The organism is Cytobacillus depressus (assembly GCF_008923245.1).
Taxonomy (GTDB): domain Bacteria; phylum Bacillota; class Bacilli; order Bacillales; family Cytobacillaceae; genus Cytobacillus; species Cytobacillus depressus.
In genome coordinates, this window is record NZ_WBOS01000002.1 from 518,941 (window position 1) to 533,906 (window position 14,966).

Genomic DNA, 14,966 nt, shown 5'->3' on the forward strand with positions numbered 1-14,966 from the left:
ATGACAAATACGATTGATTCAACTTTAATGCTATCAAGCTATCAAAAAGAACAACGGAAAACAGGATCGGATATTTTAGGAAAAGATGATTTCTTGAAAATCTTAATGGTTCAGCTGCAAAACCAGGATCCAATGAACCCAATGCAGGATAAAGACTTTATCGCACAAATGGCCACTTTCTCGACTTTAGAGCAGATTACAAATATGGGAAAAACAATGGAGAAATTTGTGAAGGTCCAAGAGGAAAGTCAATTAATCGCCTACAATCAATTTGTCGGCAGAGAAATTACATGGCATAAAATATCTGATTCAAAGGAGTTTGGACAAGCTCCAAAAATTGAAGAAGGTACGGGAAAAGTAGCATCTATTCAATTTAAGGATAATAATGTGCTGTTTATTTTAGAAGACGGCACGAAGCTAGAACCGGGCAATATTTCGCAAATAAATGAAACTTCTAAAGAAAATGCAATGGTTCAAGCAAGTATGATGATTGGTCGGTCAATTACATACCTAGCCGACAAAACGGAAAAAGTGGCGATTGTCAAGTCTGTTTCATTCAAGGACGGAAAAGTCCTTTATCAATTAGATGATGATCGGACAACAATTACGGCATCACAAATAACAAAAATAGAATAATGAGAAGGTGATTGAATGGATAAAATGATGTTTCATCCGCTTCAATCAAAAGCCGTCATAAACCCTAAGGTTAGACCATTAAAACAACAGATACAAAATAATCATAAATTTGCTACGCATCTGCAAACGGCATTGCAGCCAAATGGAAAATTAGTTGTGAGTAAACATGCGCAGGAGCGGATACAGCAAAGAGGTATACATATTAATGAAGCTCATTGGAAGCAAATTGCAGATAAGGTTCTCGAAGCCAGACAAAAGGGTGTAAATGAATCACTTGTATTACTTAAAAATGCTGCATTAATTGTCAGTGCAAAAAACAATACAGTGATCACAGCCATGGATCGAGAGGAAGCCCGAACACAAATCTTTACGAATATTAATGGCACGATTTTACTAGATCAATAATAAGGCTGGACCTTCGTAAGGAAGCCTACGCTGCGGAATGAATGAAGCAGCTACATACGAAAGGAGCAATTTTTAAATGCTACGTTCAATGTATTCAGGAATTAGTGGAATGAAAAACTTTCAGACGAAGCTTGATGTTATCGGCAATAATATCGCTAACGTAAATACAGCGGGGTTTAAGAAGGGGCGTGTGACGTTTAAAGACACGATGAACCAAATGGTAGCAGGTGCTAGTGCTGCGACTGAAAATCGTGGAGGAACAAACCCAATGCAGGTCGGTCTCGGGTCTACATTAGCAACTATTGATACCATTCATACAGGGTCTAGTTTACAAACAACTAATCGTACTCTTGATTTAGGAATTGATGGAGATGGTTACTTTGTTGTTAAAGATGGTCAACAAACATTTTATACAAGAGCTGGAAATTTTTATTTAGATGATAATGGAACTCTTGTAAATGCAGATGGTCTAAAAGTACAGTCTTATAATAAAGGTTTACTTGAAGATATTAAGGTAAATGTGAATGCAACCCTACCTCCATTGGCAACAGATGAAATAAAGTTGGAAGGTAGTCTGCCTAATCCGGTAGATGTTTTAGCTGGTGCAACAAGTGATGTGCAGCAAATGAAGGTTGTAGATTCTAGTGGTGTTGAACATACATTAGATTACCAATATGTTGAGAACAGTGGGGCTTGGGAAATTCATTTTTCAAACCAAATGGCAAACCCGCCTGTAGGAGCACAAGTTATTCCATTAACTTATACTGCAGGTAATACACCACCATATACAAGCAATCCTCTTGATTTGACAACGCTTGGACTTCCAACAGGGACTGTCAATATAAATGTGGAGAATTTGAAACAAGAGGGCGATTCTATTACAGCCCAAGCAAGTCCTAATGGAAATTTATTAGGGAAATTAGAAAGCTTTAGTATTGGTCCTACAGGCGAAGTAAATGGTGTTTATTCAAATGGTTTGATTAGAAGTCAAGGTATTATAGCGTTGGCGAAGTTTAGTAATACTTCAGGATTATTGAAAGCTGGTAATAATTTATTCCAAGCAACAATAAATTCGGGAACTCCAAGTATTAATGTTCCCGGAGACGGAAGAGGGACAATCGCACCAGGTACTCTTGAAATGTCCAACGTCGACCTTTCCGAAGAGTTCACAGAAATGATCACCGCCCAACGCGGTTTCCAAGCAAACACAAGAATTATCACAACATCAGACGAAATTTTACAAGAATTAGTTAACCTAAAACGATAGGCAAGGGAGGGACAGGGCCTTAAACGATTAAACTTAAGGCCCTGAAAATAACTTGATTAAGGTAACTCGGCTAAATGGCAAGCCTTTTACACTAAATGCAGTGTTTATCGAAACAGTAGAATCATTTCCGGATACGACAATCTCCTTAACAAATGGGCGGAAATATGTTGTGAAGGAAACAGAGGATTTTGTTTGTAAGCTCGTAAAGGAATTCTATCAATCTGTCAGCCTTCTCGGGCAACAGCAAATGGGAGAAAGAGAGAATGAAGAATAATAAGCTAATCATGATTATGTTAATTTTGCTTGTTGCCATCACCCTTGTTGGTGCTGTTGCCGTTATTATCGTCAAACAGCTGAATGATCAATCGGGAACAAAAGAGCCAACAATTGATGAAGTTTTAAAGGCATCATTGGATGTTCCACAAATTACTACTAATTTAGCAAGCAATGATTTTATTCGTATTTCATTTAAAATCCAAACGGATAGCAAAAAAACAAAAGAGGAATTAGAAAAAAGAGATTTTCAAGTGAAAGATATTATTATCCAAGAATTATCCGAAATGAAAGCTGAAGATATTCAAGGAAAAGACGGCCAAAGCCAATTAAAAGAGGATTTAAAAGCGAAAATAAATCAGATTTTACATAAAGGCAAGATAGAAAAAGTATATATTACTGAAAATCTCCTCCAATAGAATTCAATATTAAAATAAATAGTCAATAAACGGAGGTGAGATTTCATGTCGGCAGAAGTTCTATCACAGAGCGAAATAGATGCTCTTCTTTCTGCATTATCAACTGGAGAAATGGATGCAGACGAACTGAAAAAAGAGCAGACTGAGAAAAAGGTAAAGGTTTATGATTTTAAAAGGGCTCTTCGATTTTCAAAGGATCAAATTAGAAGTTTAACGAGAATACACGAGAACTTTGCTCGGCTGCTGACAACCTTCTTTTCAGCTCAATTGAGAACTTATGTGCAAATAACGGTTGCATCAGCGGATCAAATTCCTTATGAAGAATTTATACGATCAATCCCGAAAATGACGATTTTAAATGTTTTTGAGGTGCCTCCATTGGATGGAAGAATCCTAATGGAAGTTAACCCGAACATCGCATATGCCTTATTAGATCGGATGATGGGCGGGAAAGGCTCAAGTATTAATAAAGTTGATAATTTAACAGAGATTGAAACAAAGATCATGTCAGCTACTTTTGAACGTGCATTCGAAAATTATATGGAAGCATGGAGTACGATTGAAGAAATTGATCCAGAGTTAATGGATTTTGAAGTAAATCCGCAATTTTTGCAAATGGTTTCGCCGAATGAAACAGTTGTTGTGATCTCATTAAATACAACAATTGGAGAAACGAGCGGCATGATGAATATTTGTATTCCACATGTCGTTCTAGAGCCAATCATTCCAAAGTTATCAGTCCATTATTGGATGCAAACGGAAAAAAAAGAAAGAGTTCCAGAGGAATTAGAAAGATTAGAAAAGCATATTCAGCAAGCAGAAGTTCCGATAATAGGGGAACTTGGTACGTCCGAAATTAGCATTCAAGATTTTCTTATGCTAGATATTGGCGATGTCATTGAACTAAATAGGCTGATTGAGCAGCCTCTGCTAATCAAGGTTGGTGACATACCAAAATTTATCGGACAGCCAGGCAAAGTAAACAAAAAGCTTGCTATTCAAATTTTAGACACTGTGAAAGGGGGAGATGACGATGATGAGCGATGATATGCTTTCACAAGATGAAATCGATGCTCTATTACGTGGGGGAGACGATGATGATCTTGAATTAATAGATGATAATCTAAACGTTGAAGATTACTTATCTTTAATGGAGCAGGATGCTTTAGGAGAGGTCGGAAACATTTCATTTGGAAGCTCTGCAACGGCATTGTCTACCTTACTTAATCAAAAGGTAGAAATTACTACACCATCTGTTTTAATAATCCAGCAAAAAAGACTGCAGGAGGAATTCCCGCATCCATATGTTGCGATTCAAGTTAGTTATACAGAAGGATTTTCAGGAAGCAATTTACTTGTAATTAAACAATCAGATGCTGCCATTATTGCTGATCTTATGCTTGGAGGAGATGGAGAAAATCCTGCTGACCTAATGGGAGAAATTCAGTTAAGTGCTGTCCAGGAAGCAATGAATCAAATGATGGGATCAGCGGCAACATCTATGTCCACTATTTTTAGTAAAAGAGTCGATATCTCTCCACCAACGATTGATATCTTAAATGTTTCACAAGGTGAAGGAACTGATCGAATTCCAGGTGAGGATATTCTCGTGAAAATTTCCTTCCGCTTAAAAATTGGTGAATTAATCGATTCAAATATTATGCAGCTTTTGCCGCTTCAGTTTGCCAAAAGTCTCGTCAATGAATTGTTAAATCCAAGCGAAACAACTGAAGAAATTAATAATAAAGTAGAAACTATCTCTGCCGGGCAAGATCACTTTGCAGCAATGGCGGATAAACAGCCTATACCTGCAAATTCAATGTCACAGGAATATGATCAAATGTCCCACTCATATCCAGAAAGGGAAATGGTTTTAGCCCAAACAGCTCAACAAGCTTATTATCCGCCACCGCAAAATATGAGTCATCAGGGACCACAGCATTTTGGCTCAACAATGCCTGGCGGCGCACAGCCGACTGTACAACCTGCAGTATTTTCGAATTTTGAACCATATTCACTTCAGGAGTCTGAATCAAAAAATTTAAATATGCTGCTAGATATTCCGTTACAAGTTACGGTTGAGCTAGGGCGTACGAAACGGTCTGTGAAAGAAATACTTGAACTATCAACTGGGTCTATTATTGAGCTGGATAAACTCGCGGGTGAGCCTGTTGATATTCTTGTAAACAATCGCCTAATTGCGCAAGGCGAAGTAGTAGTGATTGACGAAAACTTCGGAGTAAGAGTTACAGACATTATTAGTCAAAGTGACCGCATTAAAAAACTTAAATAAAAGTACGGAGGTTATTAAAATGGCCCATAAAATTTTAATTGTAGATGATGCTGCATTCATGCGAATGATGATTAAAGATATTCTTTCAAAAAATGGCTACGAGGTTGTGGCGGAGGCAGCGGACGGAGCCCAGGCGGTTGAAAAATATAAAGAAACACAACCAGATTTAGTGACGATGGATATTACAATGCCTGAAATGGATGGGATTTCCGCTCTTAAAGAAATTAAAAAAATGAATCCAAATGCAAAAGTTATTATGTGCTCTGCCATGGGACAACAAGCGATGGTTATTGATGCCATCCAGGCCGGAGCAAAAGACTTTATCGTTAAACCATTCCAAGCGGATCGTGTTCTAGAAGCGATTGGGAAAACATTAGGCTAATAAATTCTCATTAGAAGGTGCAATAAATTGCTATATGTAAAGCGGACAATTCTTTCTTTTGTGATTATTTGCATTGCTCTGCTAGGCTTTAAAGGACAAGCCTATGCAGAGCAAGTTAATAGTGTGAAAGATTGTATAGAACATCCAGAGTTATGCAAACAACAACAGCTACCCCAAACACAAGAAACAAAAAAATCTAAATCAGCTGAAACAGTCAATGTTGGTTTGACAGCATGGGATTTTATAAAAATGATTTTTGCAACAATCTTTGTCGTAGCGCTTTTATACTTCTTGCTAAAATTTATAAATAAAAAAAATAAAATGTATAAAAGCTCTCAGCTTGTTGAGAACTTAGGTGGTACTGCACTAGGAACAAATCGTTCCGTTCAATTAATAAAAGTTGGGAATCGAATATTAGTTGTAGGCGTCGGTGAGAATATTCAGCTATTGAAAGAAATTGAAGACCCGGAGGAGTATAATCACCTTATTTCAGAATATAACGACAAAATAGAGCAACTTGTAGATCCAAGCGATATTATGACAAAGGTGCTTCAAAGAAGAAAGAATGTTCACCCTGAGAGAAAAGGGAATCAATTTCAGAGTTTACTTAAACAGCAATTAGAAGACATTTCAAAAGGAAGAAAGCAATTATATAAAGAAATGGAGAAGAAAGGGTCAGACGAGCAATGAATGAATTTATGGAGTTTTTTAACAACAGTTCGCCTGCCAATGTTTCAACATCTGTGAAGCTAATCTTAATGCTCACCGTTTTATCATTGGCGCCAAGTATTCTCATCTTAATGACCTGCTTTACTAGAATTGTAATTGTTCTCTCCTTTGTCAGAACGGCGCTTGCAACACAGCAAATGCCTCCAAATCAAGTCATAATCGGATTATCTTTATTTCTTTCATTTTTTATCATGGCACCAACCTTTCAGCAAGTAAATGAGGAAGCACTGACGCCACTTTTTAATGATGAAATCAATCTTGAACAAGCATACGAAAAAGCGGCTATCCCATTTAAAGAGTTCATGAGTGCACATACGAGACAAAAGGATTTAGCATTATTCCTAGATTATGCAAAAGCTGAACCACCGCAATCGATTGAGGCTATCCCTTTAACTGCACTCGTTCCAGCATTTGCGATAAGTGAAATAAAAACAGCTTTCCAAATTGGATTCATGATATTTATACCTTTTCTTGTCATTGACATGGTTGTAGCAAGTGTCCTTATGTCAATGGGGATGATGATGCTGCCCCCAGTAATGATTTCATTACCTTTTAAAATATTATTATTTGTGCTTGTTGATGGCTGGTACCTTGTAGTGAGATCTCTCTTACAAAGCTTTTAGAGGATGTTCAAAAAGTCCGGGGAAAATTCCTCGAAAAAGAAAAGCACTTTTTCTTCGTGCGATGTCTATTCGAGAAGATTATTCAATGAGCTGTCGAATTTCGGCGTCAGCTTGCTTCTCCGCTTCTCACGTATTAAAAGCATATCCTCGAAAAAGAAGAACGCTTTTTCTTCGTGCGAGGAGAATGCTCCGAAGCGACCAGCTAGCGTTCCGGTGCTCGAAGGCTACGCTTCCTTGAACTTCTCGGCTCTTTTTGTCCTCCTTTTTGAACACACACTTATAAGCAGGTGAATTAACATATGACACCAGAATTGGTAATTACGATAGCAAAGCAAGGAATAATAACGGTTTTATTAATATGTGGACCGCTTTTACTCCTTGCACTTGTTGTAGGTTTAATCGTTAGTATATTTCAAGCAACAACACAAATTCAGGAACAAACATTGGCGTTTGTTCCCAAAATCGTTGCAGTCTTAGCTGGCCTCGTTTTCTTTGGGCCTTGGATGCTAAGTCACATGCTTTCATATGCAGGAGAAATTTTTTCGAATTTAACTAGGTTTGTAGGATGATATTATGGTAGATTTCTTACCGGCTTTCCCAGCTTTTTTACTAATATTCGTAAGGGTAACGTCTTTTTTTCTGATGATGCCCCTTTTTTCATATCGGTCCATTCCAACGCCGGTAAAAATAGGCTTAGGATTTTTTATGGCCATGATTATGGTCTTTACAATCGATACACCATTAATGGAAGTTGATAGTCTCTATTTTTTATTAATATTGAAAGAAGCTCTCGTTGGTCTGATGATTGGCTTTATTGCGTATTTAATCTTATCAGCTATTCAGATAGCTGGAGGGTTTATCGATTTTCAGATGGGTTTTGCGATTGCTAACGTCATTGATCCGCAAACGGGTGCACAAAGCCCGTTGATGGGACAATATCTATATACAATTAGTTTATTTTTCTTATTAATGGTAAATGGTCATCATCTTTTATTAGACGGCGTTTTTTATAGCTATCAATTCATTCCTCTTGAACAGGCGTGGGTTCCGTTTGGGAGTGAGAATATGGCGGAATATGTAATAAAGGTATTTAATTCTATGTTTATTATCGCCTTTCAAATGGCAATCCCAGTAGTTGGAAGTTTATTTTTAGTGGATATAGCTTTAGGCATCATAGCCCGAACAGTTCCGCAGTTAAATGTTTTTGTTGTGGGACTCCCAATAAAAATTGGAGTGAGCTTCATTGTCATTATTGCGGTAATGAGTATTTTGCTGATGGCCGTTTCCCAATTATTCGAAACAATGTTAGGCGCGATGCGTGGTCTAATGGAGATTATTGGGGGAACTTAACGTATGAAACAATTAATTATATTGGATTTGCAATTGTTCGCTGGTGAAAAAACGGAAAAAGCAACCCCAAAAAAAAGACAGGATTCTAGAAAAAAAGGACAAGTTGCCAAAAGTCAGGATGTTAATACAGCAGTCGTCTTAATTAGTGTTTTTTTATTTCTTTTATTCGGTGGTCCATATTTAATAGATATTGTTTTTAATATAATGACCCATACTTTTAATCAATTTATGCTAATGGAATTGTCAGAAGCAAATGTTCAAACACTTTTTTTAGCCATTTTAAAGGAAGTTGTCTTATTTTTAGGCCCCATCATGCTAGTGGCAATGATCGCGGGAATAGCCGCAAATTATATGCAAGTCGGCTTTTTATTTTCGACAGAAGTAATTCAGCCAAAATTGGAAAAATTAAATCCCATTAAAGGATTTAAGCGAATATTTTCGATGAGAGCGATCGTTGAGTTATTTAAATCGATTTTAAAAATTGGCTTTGTCGGGATTGTAACTTTCGCGGTCTTATGGAGCCGGATTGATGAGATTCTTGTTTTATCGCAAAAGTCGGTTGGAACTGCATTAGTTACGTTAGGCAGCCTAACTGTACAAATGGGATTGTTTGCATCTGGGGCATTATTATTTTTATCGTTATTAGATTTTTTATATCAAAAATATGATTTCGAAAAAAACATTCGAATGTCAAAACAGGATATTAAAGATGAACATAAAAACATTGAAGGCGATCCTTTAATCAAATCAAAGATTAAACAGAAACAACGGGAAATGGCGATGAGAAGAATGATGCAGGAAGTTCCGAATGCAGATGTTGTCATTACAAACCCCACTCATTTTGCCGTTGCTTTAAAGTATGATGAGACAAAATTGGACGCACCATATGTCGTTGCCAAAGGGGTCGATTTTGTCGCACAAAAGATAAAATTGATTGCGAAAGAACAAGATATTATAACGATTGAAAACCGGCCTCTTGCGAGAGCTTTATATAGTCAGGCAGAAATTGGCGATGCGATTCCAGAAGAGTTTTTCAAAGCAGTCGCCGAAATTCTAGCCCATGTTTATAGAATAAAGAAGAAAATTTAGCTCTTTTCAAGTAGAGATGTCTAGCTCCAGCGCCTACCCCCGACGTACAGGAGGTACTAGTGTCGACAATGCGACAGGACAAGGAAAGCTTCGTCAGCGACACATCGCACGACCAAAAGTGGAACTTTTGGGAGGACGTCGCGTTTTTGTCGACCTCGAGGTCACAAGTCGATCCTCCCAGAATGGAAAGTTCACCTTTCCGTGCGGCTCGTCTTGTGCTTGTCGGGGGTGATCAAGGCGCTTGCGCTTTTCGTTTAGGAGAGAAACATATGTCAGGAAGAGATTTATCCGTATTAATAGCTGTCATTTTAATTGTAGCGATGCTTATTATCCCTTTTCCATCGTGGCTTCTAAGTATACTAATTTTAATTAATATTACATTGGCTCTCATTGTCTTACTGACGACAATGAATATGAGTGAGCCACTTCAATTTTCGATTTTTCCATCGTTATTGTTATTACTGACATTATTCCGTTTAGGATTAAATGTTTCGACAACACGTTCGATCCTTTCAACTGGTGATGCGGGCGGAGTAGTACATACTTTTGGTACCTTCGTTGTCGGTGGAAATATTGTTGTCGGACTCGTTGTGTTTTTAATATTGGTTATTATTCAATTTATTGTCATTACAAAGGGAGCTGAACGTGTTTCTGAGGTAGCTGCGAGGTTTACCCTTGATGCGATGCCTGGGAAACAGATGAGTATTGATGCAGATTTAAATGCTGGAATGATTTCCGAGCAGGAAGCTCGTACACGTCGTGAAAAGGTGAGTCGAGAAGCGGATTTTTACGGTTCAATGGATGGAGCAAGTAAATTCGTTAAAGGGGATGCAATTGCAGGAATCATTATTGTCTTAATTAACCTGATTTTTGGGATTGTGATTGGTGTGATGCAGCTGGGATTGTCGGTAGCTGATTCTGCCTCAAAATTTTCACTTTTAACAGTTGGGGATGGTCTAGTCAGCCAAATTCCCGCCCTTCTTATTTCAACTGCAACGGGTATCGTAGTAACAAGGGCAGCGTCTGATGGGAATCTTGGAAAAGATATTACAACTCAATTATTTGCTTTTCCAAAAATGCTATATGTAACAGGGGCAACTATATTTTTATTAGGGCTATTTACCCCTATAAATGATTTACTTACGATTCCAATTGCTGCGCTACTTTGTTTGGGAGGATATATGATAAACCGTACCCCTGAAAATGAAAAAGAGCAGCTTCAAGAAATCGATGAGGAACTAGATGCAGGCGAGATGAAAAGCCCTGAAAATGTCGTGAGCTTATTGAATGTTGACCCGATTGAATTTGAATTTGGGTATGGTCTAATTCCTTTAGCCGATGCTAATCAAGGCGGTGATCTTCTTGACCGGATCGTGATGATTCGCAGACAGCTAGCGATTGAGCTAGGGTTAGTCATACCGGTTGTAAGAATAAGAGATAATATTCAGCTTCAGCCTAATGAATACAGACTAAAAATAAAAGGTAATGAAATGGCAAGAGGAGAGCTGTTGTTAGATCACTATTTAGCTATGAGCCCTGGTATAGAAGATGATTCAATTGAAGGCATTGACACGATTGAACCTTCATTTGGGCTACCAGCTAAATGGATCACAGAGGACATGAAGGAACAAGCTGAAATATTTGGCTATACAGTTGTTGATCCGCCCTCAGTCGTTTCTACCCATATAACAGAAGTAATTAAAGCGAATGCCTATGACCTAATAGGACGTCAAGAAACGAAACAGCTAATTGACCATCTCAATGAAAGTTATCCAATATTAGTGGAAGAAGTCACGCCAAATCCGCTTTCAGTCGGTGAGGTACAAAAAGTATTAGCAAAACTATTAAAAGAAAATGTTTCTATTCGAAACCTACCAATTATTTTTGAAACATTAGCAGATTTCGGCAAGGTGACAAGTGACACAGATTTACTGACGGAATATGTCCGTCAATCGTTAGCGCGGCAAATTACCAATCAATTTTCACAAGCGAATGATTCGTTAAAAGTTGTCACACTTTCTGGGAAAGTGGAGAAATTAATTGCTGACGGGATCCAGCAAACAGAACATGGCAATTATTTATCAATTGATCCAACAGATTCACAAAATATATTGGAATCTATCGCCTCACAGGTGGAGCAATTATCGTTAATCGAACAAACGCCAATCGTTTTATGTTCCCCAGCAGTTAGAATGTATGTCCGTCAATTAACTGAGAGGTATTTTCCGCAAATACCGATTCTTTCATATAATGAGCTTGAAGCAAACGTTGAAGTACAGAGTGTTGGGGTGGTGAATTTAGATTGAAGGTAAAAAAATATACTGCCTCTTCCATGGCTGAAGCAATGAAACAAATACGTGTAGAGCTTGGAAGTGATGCCGTTATATTAAATTCGCGAGAAGTCCAATCAGGTGGATTTCTTGGCCTTTTTAAAAAACGAAATATTGAAGTCATCGCAGCGGTGGATCACGGGGCAGCCATCCTACAAAAACCAATGACGAAACAAAAGCTTCCAATACATGAAGTAAACCGAATTGATCACCGAGAAAAATTGGTTATCGATCATACGACATATGAGAAGCAAAGTCAAAACGATAAATTGAAGGCCGAATTAAAAGATCTAAAAGAAAAGCTGCTTACAATGTCCAATACCAACTCGGGACAAGGTCCTCATTATCCTGATCAATTAAAGCTTATGCAGCAATTATTAATGAATCATGAAATCGAAGAAGCAATTCAAAGTTCATTATTAACCTCTCTTTTAGAAAAGTGGTATGTGAGTGGGGCAAATGCCTCAATTGATGAAGTGCATTCATGGTTAATAAAAGCAATGAAAGACCACATATCTACTATTCCTTTTGGAGGGATATCCTTTAAGAAGAAATATATAAATGTTGTTGGTCCAACAGGGGTCGGAAAAACGACAACTCTTGCAAAAATAGCAGCTGAATGTGTGATCAATCATAAAAAGAAGCTTGCTTTTATAACAACAGATACGTATAGAATTGCCGCTATCGAACAACTAAAAACGTATGCAAAAATATTAAATGTCCCAATGGAAGTGTGCTATACAATTGATGATTTTAAAAAAGCTGCTGAAACCTTCCGCGATTATGATCTCGTTTTAATCGATACGGCCGGCAGAAATTTTAGAAATCAGCAATATGTTGAGGATTTAAAAAATGTTATTGATTTTGATCATGATATCGAAACTTTTTTAGTCCTTTCATTGACATCGAAACAGCGAGATATGGAAGAGATATATAAACAGTTTTCTATCATTAATATTGATAAATTTATTTTTACGAAAGCGGATGAAACGTCCAGCTATGGAGCGATGTATAATTTGATCATAAAATTCAACAAAGGTGCTGCCTATATGACGAATGGTCAAAATGTTCCTGACGACATGATTGAATTCAAACCAGATTTTATAGCCAAAATGATTATTGGAGTCGAATGAAATGAAAGACCAAGCAGAAGCTTTACGAAAACGATTAAGAACAGCTGGATCAAGGAAGACTCCAAGAACTTTAGCAGTTGTTAGTGGGAAAGGAGGAGTTGGAAAATCGAACTTTTCCTTGAATTTTTCGATTGCCTTGTCTAAAAAAGGCTTTTCCGTTCTTCTCTTTGACATGGATTTAGGGATGGGTAATCTTGATATTTTAATGGGGAAATCATCCGAGTATTCAATCGTTGATTATTTTGATAGAAATGTTTCATTAAAAGATATCATCATGAATGGTCCGGAAGGGCTTCGCTATATTGCAGGTGGGTCCGGGCTTTCCGATTTAGTTCATCTAGATGAGCGAATAATTGAAGCATTTACAGAGGATCTTTCAACTTTATTTATTGAATATGACTATGTGATTTTCGATATGGGGGCAGGGATAACGAATGAATCTATTAAATTTATTCTGTCTGTTCAAGAAATTGTTTGCATTACGACCCCAGAACCTACTGCAATTACAGATGCTTATTCGACATTGAAACATATTCATTTAGTAGACTCGTCTATCCCATTCTATCTTGTCATTAATCGTGTGCAAGATGAAAAAGATGGGCAGCAAACATTCAAACGAATATCGAAGGTTTTGCAGAGCTTTCTTGGCAGGGAATCGTTTTATCTTGGGATGATACCAGATGACCGATCCATCCAACAGGCTGTTAGAAGGCAAATCCCATTTATTTTATATAATGAAAGATCTCAAGCATCAAAATCAATTCTCACACAGGTCGAGCGATATAGAAACAAGCATTTTAATGAGAAAAAGGCAGCAAATGGTTTTCCATTTATTTCGAATCTTAAGCGATTTTTATTTGAAAGGAAGGGGGAACACCATGAGGAAAATTAATGTGCTTGTGGTGGATGATTCGGCCTTTATGAGAAAGCTTATTTCTGACTTTCTATCTGAAAATCCCGAAATTACTGTTGTTGCAACAGCGCGGAATGGCGAGGACGGATTAAAGAAAGTAAAGGAATTAAATCCAGATGTTGTAACGATGGATATTGAAATGCCTATATTAAATGGGTTGGATGCTTTGAAGCAAATCATGCATGAGCATCCAGTCCCGGTGATAATGCTTTCTAGTACGACGGGTTCGGGTGCTGAAAATACGTTAACAGCCATTCAATATGGAGCCTTTGATTTTATTGCCAAGCCATCAGGTGCAATTTCACTTGATTTACATAAAATTAAAGAAGAATTAGTCGAAAAAGTAATTTCGGCAAGTAAAGTAAGTAAGAAACATTTGATAAATTTAGAAACAAATAGAAATACACCTATTAAACAGGAAGAAAGATATAGTAAAATAGAACCGATTGAAACTATAAATCTAGTTTCGCCGAAAAAGGAAAATAATAAGAAGAAAATAATTTGCATAGGGACTTCCACAGGAGGACCAAGAGCATTACAAAAGGTCCTAACAACATTGCCAGAAAATATTGACGCTGGAATTTTAATCGTTCAGCATATGCCAGCTGGCTTTACAAAATCGCTTGCTAATCGTTTAAATTCTGTTTGTCATATTTCGGTTAAGGAAGCCACTTGCGGAGAAATTGTTCAAAAAGGAACTGCCTATATTGCTCCAGGCGGATTTCATTTAAAAGTAAAGGAATCTGGCAGCAATCTTATGATCCAATTAGATCAAACAGAGGCGATATATGGACATCGGCCTTCTGTTGATGTCCTCTTTGAATCTCTTAGTGAGATAACGGAATACAAAAAGGTAGCAGTTATTATGACGGGTATGGGTTCAGATGGGAAGAAAGGCCTTATTGCATTAAAAAATACTGGAAAGACTGCTGCCATTGCTGAATCAGAAGAAACATCAATTGTTTTCGGGATGCCTAAAGCGGCTATAGCAACAAATTTAGTAGACGAAATACAAACTGTTGATAAAATTGCAAATACTATTTTGAAATTCCTTTAACTTTATTCAGCGGTGTCACCCTACATGGCGCGAAAGGAAGTAATCGGGCATCTCAATCTAGTAGAGT

General features: G+C 37.4%; 17 protein-coding genes. All 17 read left to right on the forward strand.

What is annotated here, in order from left to right; translation table 11 throughout:
* The 17 genes from flgD to F7731_RS07935 all read left to right on the forward strand — a co-directional run bounded on the left by flgD (nt 1) and on the right by F7731_RS07935 (nt 14,899).
* Nucleotides 1-636, forward strand: coding sequence for a flagellar hook assembly protein FlgD (flgD, locus tag F7731_RS07855; RefSeq protein ID WP_151534207.1), 636 nt, complete (start codon nt 1-3; stop codon nt 634-636).
* A gap of 15 nt (nt 637-651) precedes the next feature.
* The gene (locus tag F7731_RS07860) at nt 652-1,041 is read left to right on the forward strand and encodes a TIGR02530 family flagellar biosynthesis protein (protein ID WP_151534208.1); all 390 of its coding nucleotides are present in this window, start codon (nt 652-654) and stop codon (nt 1,039-1,041) included.
* 76 nt (nt 1,042-1,117) lie between these two features.
* Complete coding sequence (locus F7731_RS07865; RefSeq protein ID WP_151534209.1) at nt 1,118-2,308, forward strand: flagellar hook protein FlgE; 1,191 nt, start codon at nt 1,118-1,120, stop codon at nt 2,306-2,308.
* Nucleotides 2,309-2,360: 52 nt separating this feature from the next.
* Nucleotides 2,361-2,582 (forward strand): flagellar FlbD family protein, encoded by a 222-nt coding sequence (locus tag F7731_RS07870; RefSeq protein ID WP_151534210.1) that lies wholly within the window; start codon nt 2,361-2,363, stop codon nt 2,580-2,582.
* Nucleotides 2,572-3,000, forward strand: a complete 429-nt coding sequence (fliL, locus tag F7731_RS07875) for a flagellar basal body-associated protein FliL (RefSeq protein ID WP_151534211.1) — start codon at nt 2,572-2,574, stop codon at nt 2,998-3,000. The genes F7731_RS07870 and fliL overlap by 11 nt, the downstream gene beginning before the upstream one ends.
* A gap of 45 nt (nt 3,001-3,045) precedes the next feature.
* Nucleotides 3,046-4,047: a flagellar motor switch protein FliM gene (gene fliM, locus F7731_RS07880; RefSeq protein ID WP_151534212.1), complete on the forward strand. Its 1,002-nt coding sequence runs from the start codon at nt 3,046-3,048 to the stop codon at nt 4,045-4,047.
* Complete coding sequence (fliY, locus tag F7731_RS07885) at nt 4,034-5,293, forward strand: flagellar motor switch phosphatase FliY (protein ID WP_151534213.1); 1,260 nt, start codon at nt 4,034-4,036, stop codon at nt 5,291-5,293. The genes fliM and fliY overlap by 14 nt, the downstream gene beginning before the upstream one ends.
* Before the next feature lie 19 nt (nt 5,294-5,312).
* Nucleotides 5,313-5,675 carry a chemotaxis protein CheY gene (cheY, locus tag F7731_RS07890; protein ID WP_151534214.1) on the forward strand — a complete coding sequence of 121 codons (363 nt, stop codon included), beginning with the start codon at nt 5,313-5,315 and terminating at the stop codon, nt 5,673-5,675.
* 27 nt (nt 5,676-5,702) lie between these two features.
* A complete protein-coding gene (locus tag F7731_RS07895) occupies nt 5,703-6,365 on the forward strand; it encodes a flagellar biosynthetic protein FliO (RefSeq protein WP_151534215.1) in 663 nt (220 codons plus the stop codon).
* Nucleotides 6,362-7,027, forward strand: coding sequence for a flagellar type III secretion system pore protein FliP (fliP, locus tag F7731_RS07900; protein ID WP_151534216.1), 666 nt, complete (start codon nt 6,362-6,364; stop codon nt 7,025-7,027). Before F7731_RS07895 ends, fliP begins: the two co-directional genes overlap by 4 nt.
* 299 nt (nt 7,028-7,326) lie before the next feature.
* Nucleotides 7,327-7,596 (forward strand): flagellar biosynthesis protein FliQ, encoded by a 270-nt coding sequence (gene fliQ, locus F7731_RS07905; protein WP_151534217.1) that lies wholly within the window; start codon nt 7,327-7,329, stop codon nt 7,594-7,596.
* A gap of 4 nt (nt 7,597-7,600) precedes the next feature.
* Entirely contained in the window at nt 7,601-8,377 is a 777-nt protein-coding gene (gene fliR / locus F7731_RS07910; protein WP_151534218.1) for a flagellar biosynthetic protein FliR, read from the forward strand.
* Nucleotides 8,378-8,380: 3 nt separating this feature from the next.
* Nucleotides 8,381-9,466, forward strand: a complete 1,086-nt coding sequence (flhB, locus tag F7731_RS07915) for a flagellar biosynthesis protein FlhB (RefSeq protein WP_151534219.1) — start codon at nt 8,381-8,383, stop codon at nt 9,464-9,466.
* Between the two features lie 269 nt (nt 9,467-9,735).
* The gene (flhA, locus tag F7731_RS07920) at nt 9,736-11,772 is read left to right on the forward strand and encodes a flagellar biosynthesis protein FlhA (protein ID WP_151534220.1); all 2,037 of its coding nucleotides are present in this window, start codon (nt 9,736-9,738) and stop codon (nt 11,770-11,772) included.
* Nucleotides 11,769-12,929, forward strand: a complete 1,161-nt coding sequence (flhF, locus tag F7731_RS07925; protein ID WP_151534221.1) for a flagellar biosynthesis GTPase FlhF — start codon at nt 11,769-11,771, stop codon at nt 12,927-12,929. The genes flhA and flhF overlap by 4 nt, the downstream gene beginning before the upstream one ends.
* 1 nt (nt 12,930) lies before the next feature.
* Entirely contained in the window at nt 12,931-13,821 is an 891-nt protein-coding gene (locus F7731_RS07930; protein WP_151534222.1) for a MinD/ParA family protein, read from the forward strand.
* Nucleotides 13,808-14,899 (forward strand): protein-glutamate methylesterase/protein-glutamine glutaminase, encoded by a 1,092-nt coding sequence (locus F7731_RS07935; RefSeq protein ID WP_151534223.1) that lies wholly within the window; start codon nt 13,808-13,810, stop codon nt 14,897-14,899. The genes F7731_RS07930 and F7731_RS07935 overlap by 14 nt, the downstream gene beginning before the upstream one ends.
* The last annotated feature ends 67 nt before the right edge of the window (nt 14,900-14,966 follow it).

Bases quoted from the DNA above. Each gene is read 5' to 3' on its own strand.
- flgD (WP_151534207.1), top strand. From the start codon at position 1: ATGACAAATACGATTGATTCAACTTTAATGCTATCAAGCTATCAAAAA.
- F7731_RS07860 (WP_151534208.1), top strand. From the start codon at position 652: ATGGATAAAATGATGTTTCATCCGCTTCAATCAAAAGCCGTCATAAAC.
- F7731_RS07865 (WP_151534209.1), top strand. From the start codon at position 1,118: ATGCTACGTTCAATGTATTCAGGAATTAGTGGAATGAAAAACTTTCAG.
- fliL (WP_151534211.1), top strand. From the start codon at position 2,572: ATGAAGAATAATAAGCTAATCATGATTATGTTAATTTTGCTTGTTGCC.
- fliM (WP_151534212.1), top strand. From the start codon at position 3,046: ATGTCGGCAGAAGTTCTATCACAGAGCGAAATAGATGCTCTTCTTTCT.
- fliY (WP_151534213.1), top strand. From the start codon at position 4,034: ATGATGAGCGATGATATGCTTTCACAAGATGAAATCGATGCTCTATTA.
- cheY (WP_151534214.1), top strand. From the start codon at position 5,313: ATGGCCCATAAAATTTTAATTGTAGATGATGCTGCATTCATGCGAATG.
- fliP (WP_151534216.1), top strand. From the start codon at position 6,362: ATGAATGAATTTATGGAGTTTTTTAACAACAGTTCGCCTGCCAATGTT.
- fliQ (WP_151534217.1), top strand. From the start codon at position 7,327: ATGACACCAGAATTGGTAATTACGATAGCAAAGCAAGGAATAATAACG.
- fliR (WP_151534218.1), top strand. From the start codon at position 7,601: ATGGTAGATTTCTTACCGGCTTTCCCAGCTTTTTTACTAATATTCGTA.
- flhB (WP_151534219.1), top strand. From the start codon at position 8,381: ATGAAACAATTAATTATATTGGATTTGCAATTGTTCGCTGGTGAAAAA.
- flhA (WP_151534220.1), top strand. From the start codon at position 9,736: ATGTCAGGAAGAGATTTATCCGTATTAATAGCTGTCATTTTAATTGTA.
- F7731_RS07930 (WP_151534222.1), top strand. From the start codon at position 12,931: ATGAAAGACCAAGCAGAAGCTTTACGAAAACGATTAAGAACAGCTGGA.
- F7731_RS07935 (WP_151534223.1), top strand. From the start codon at position 13,808: ATGAGGAAAATTAATGTGCTTGTGGTGGATGATTCGGCCTTTATGAGA.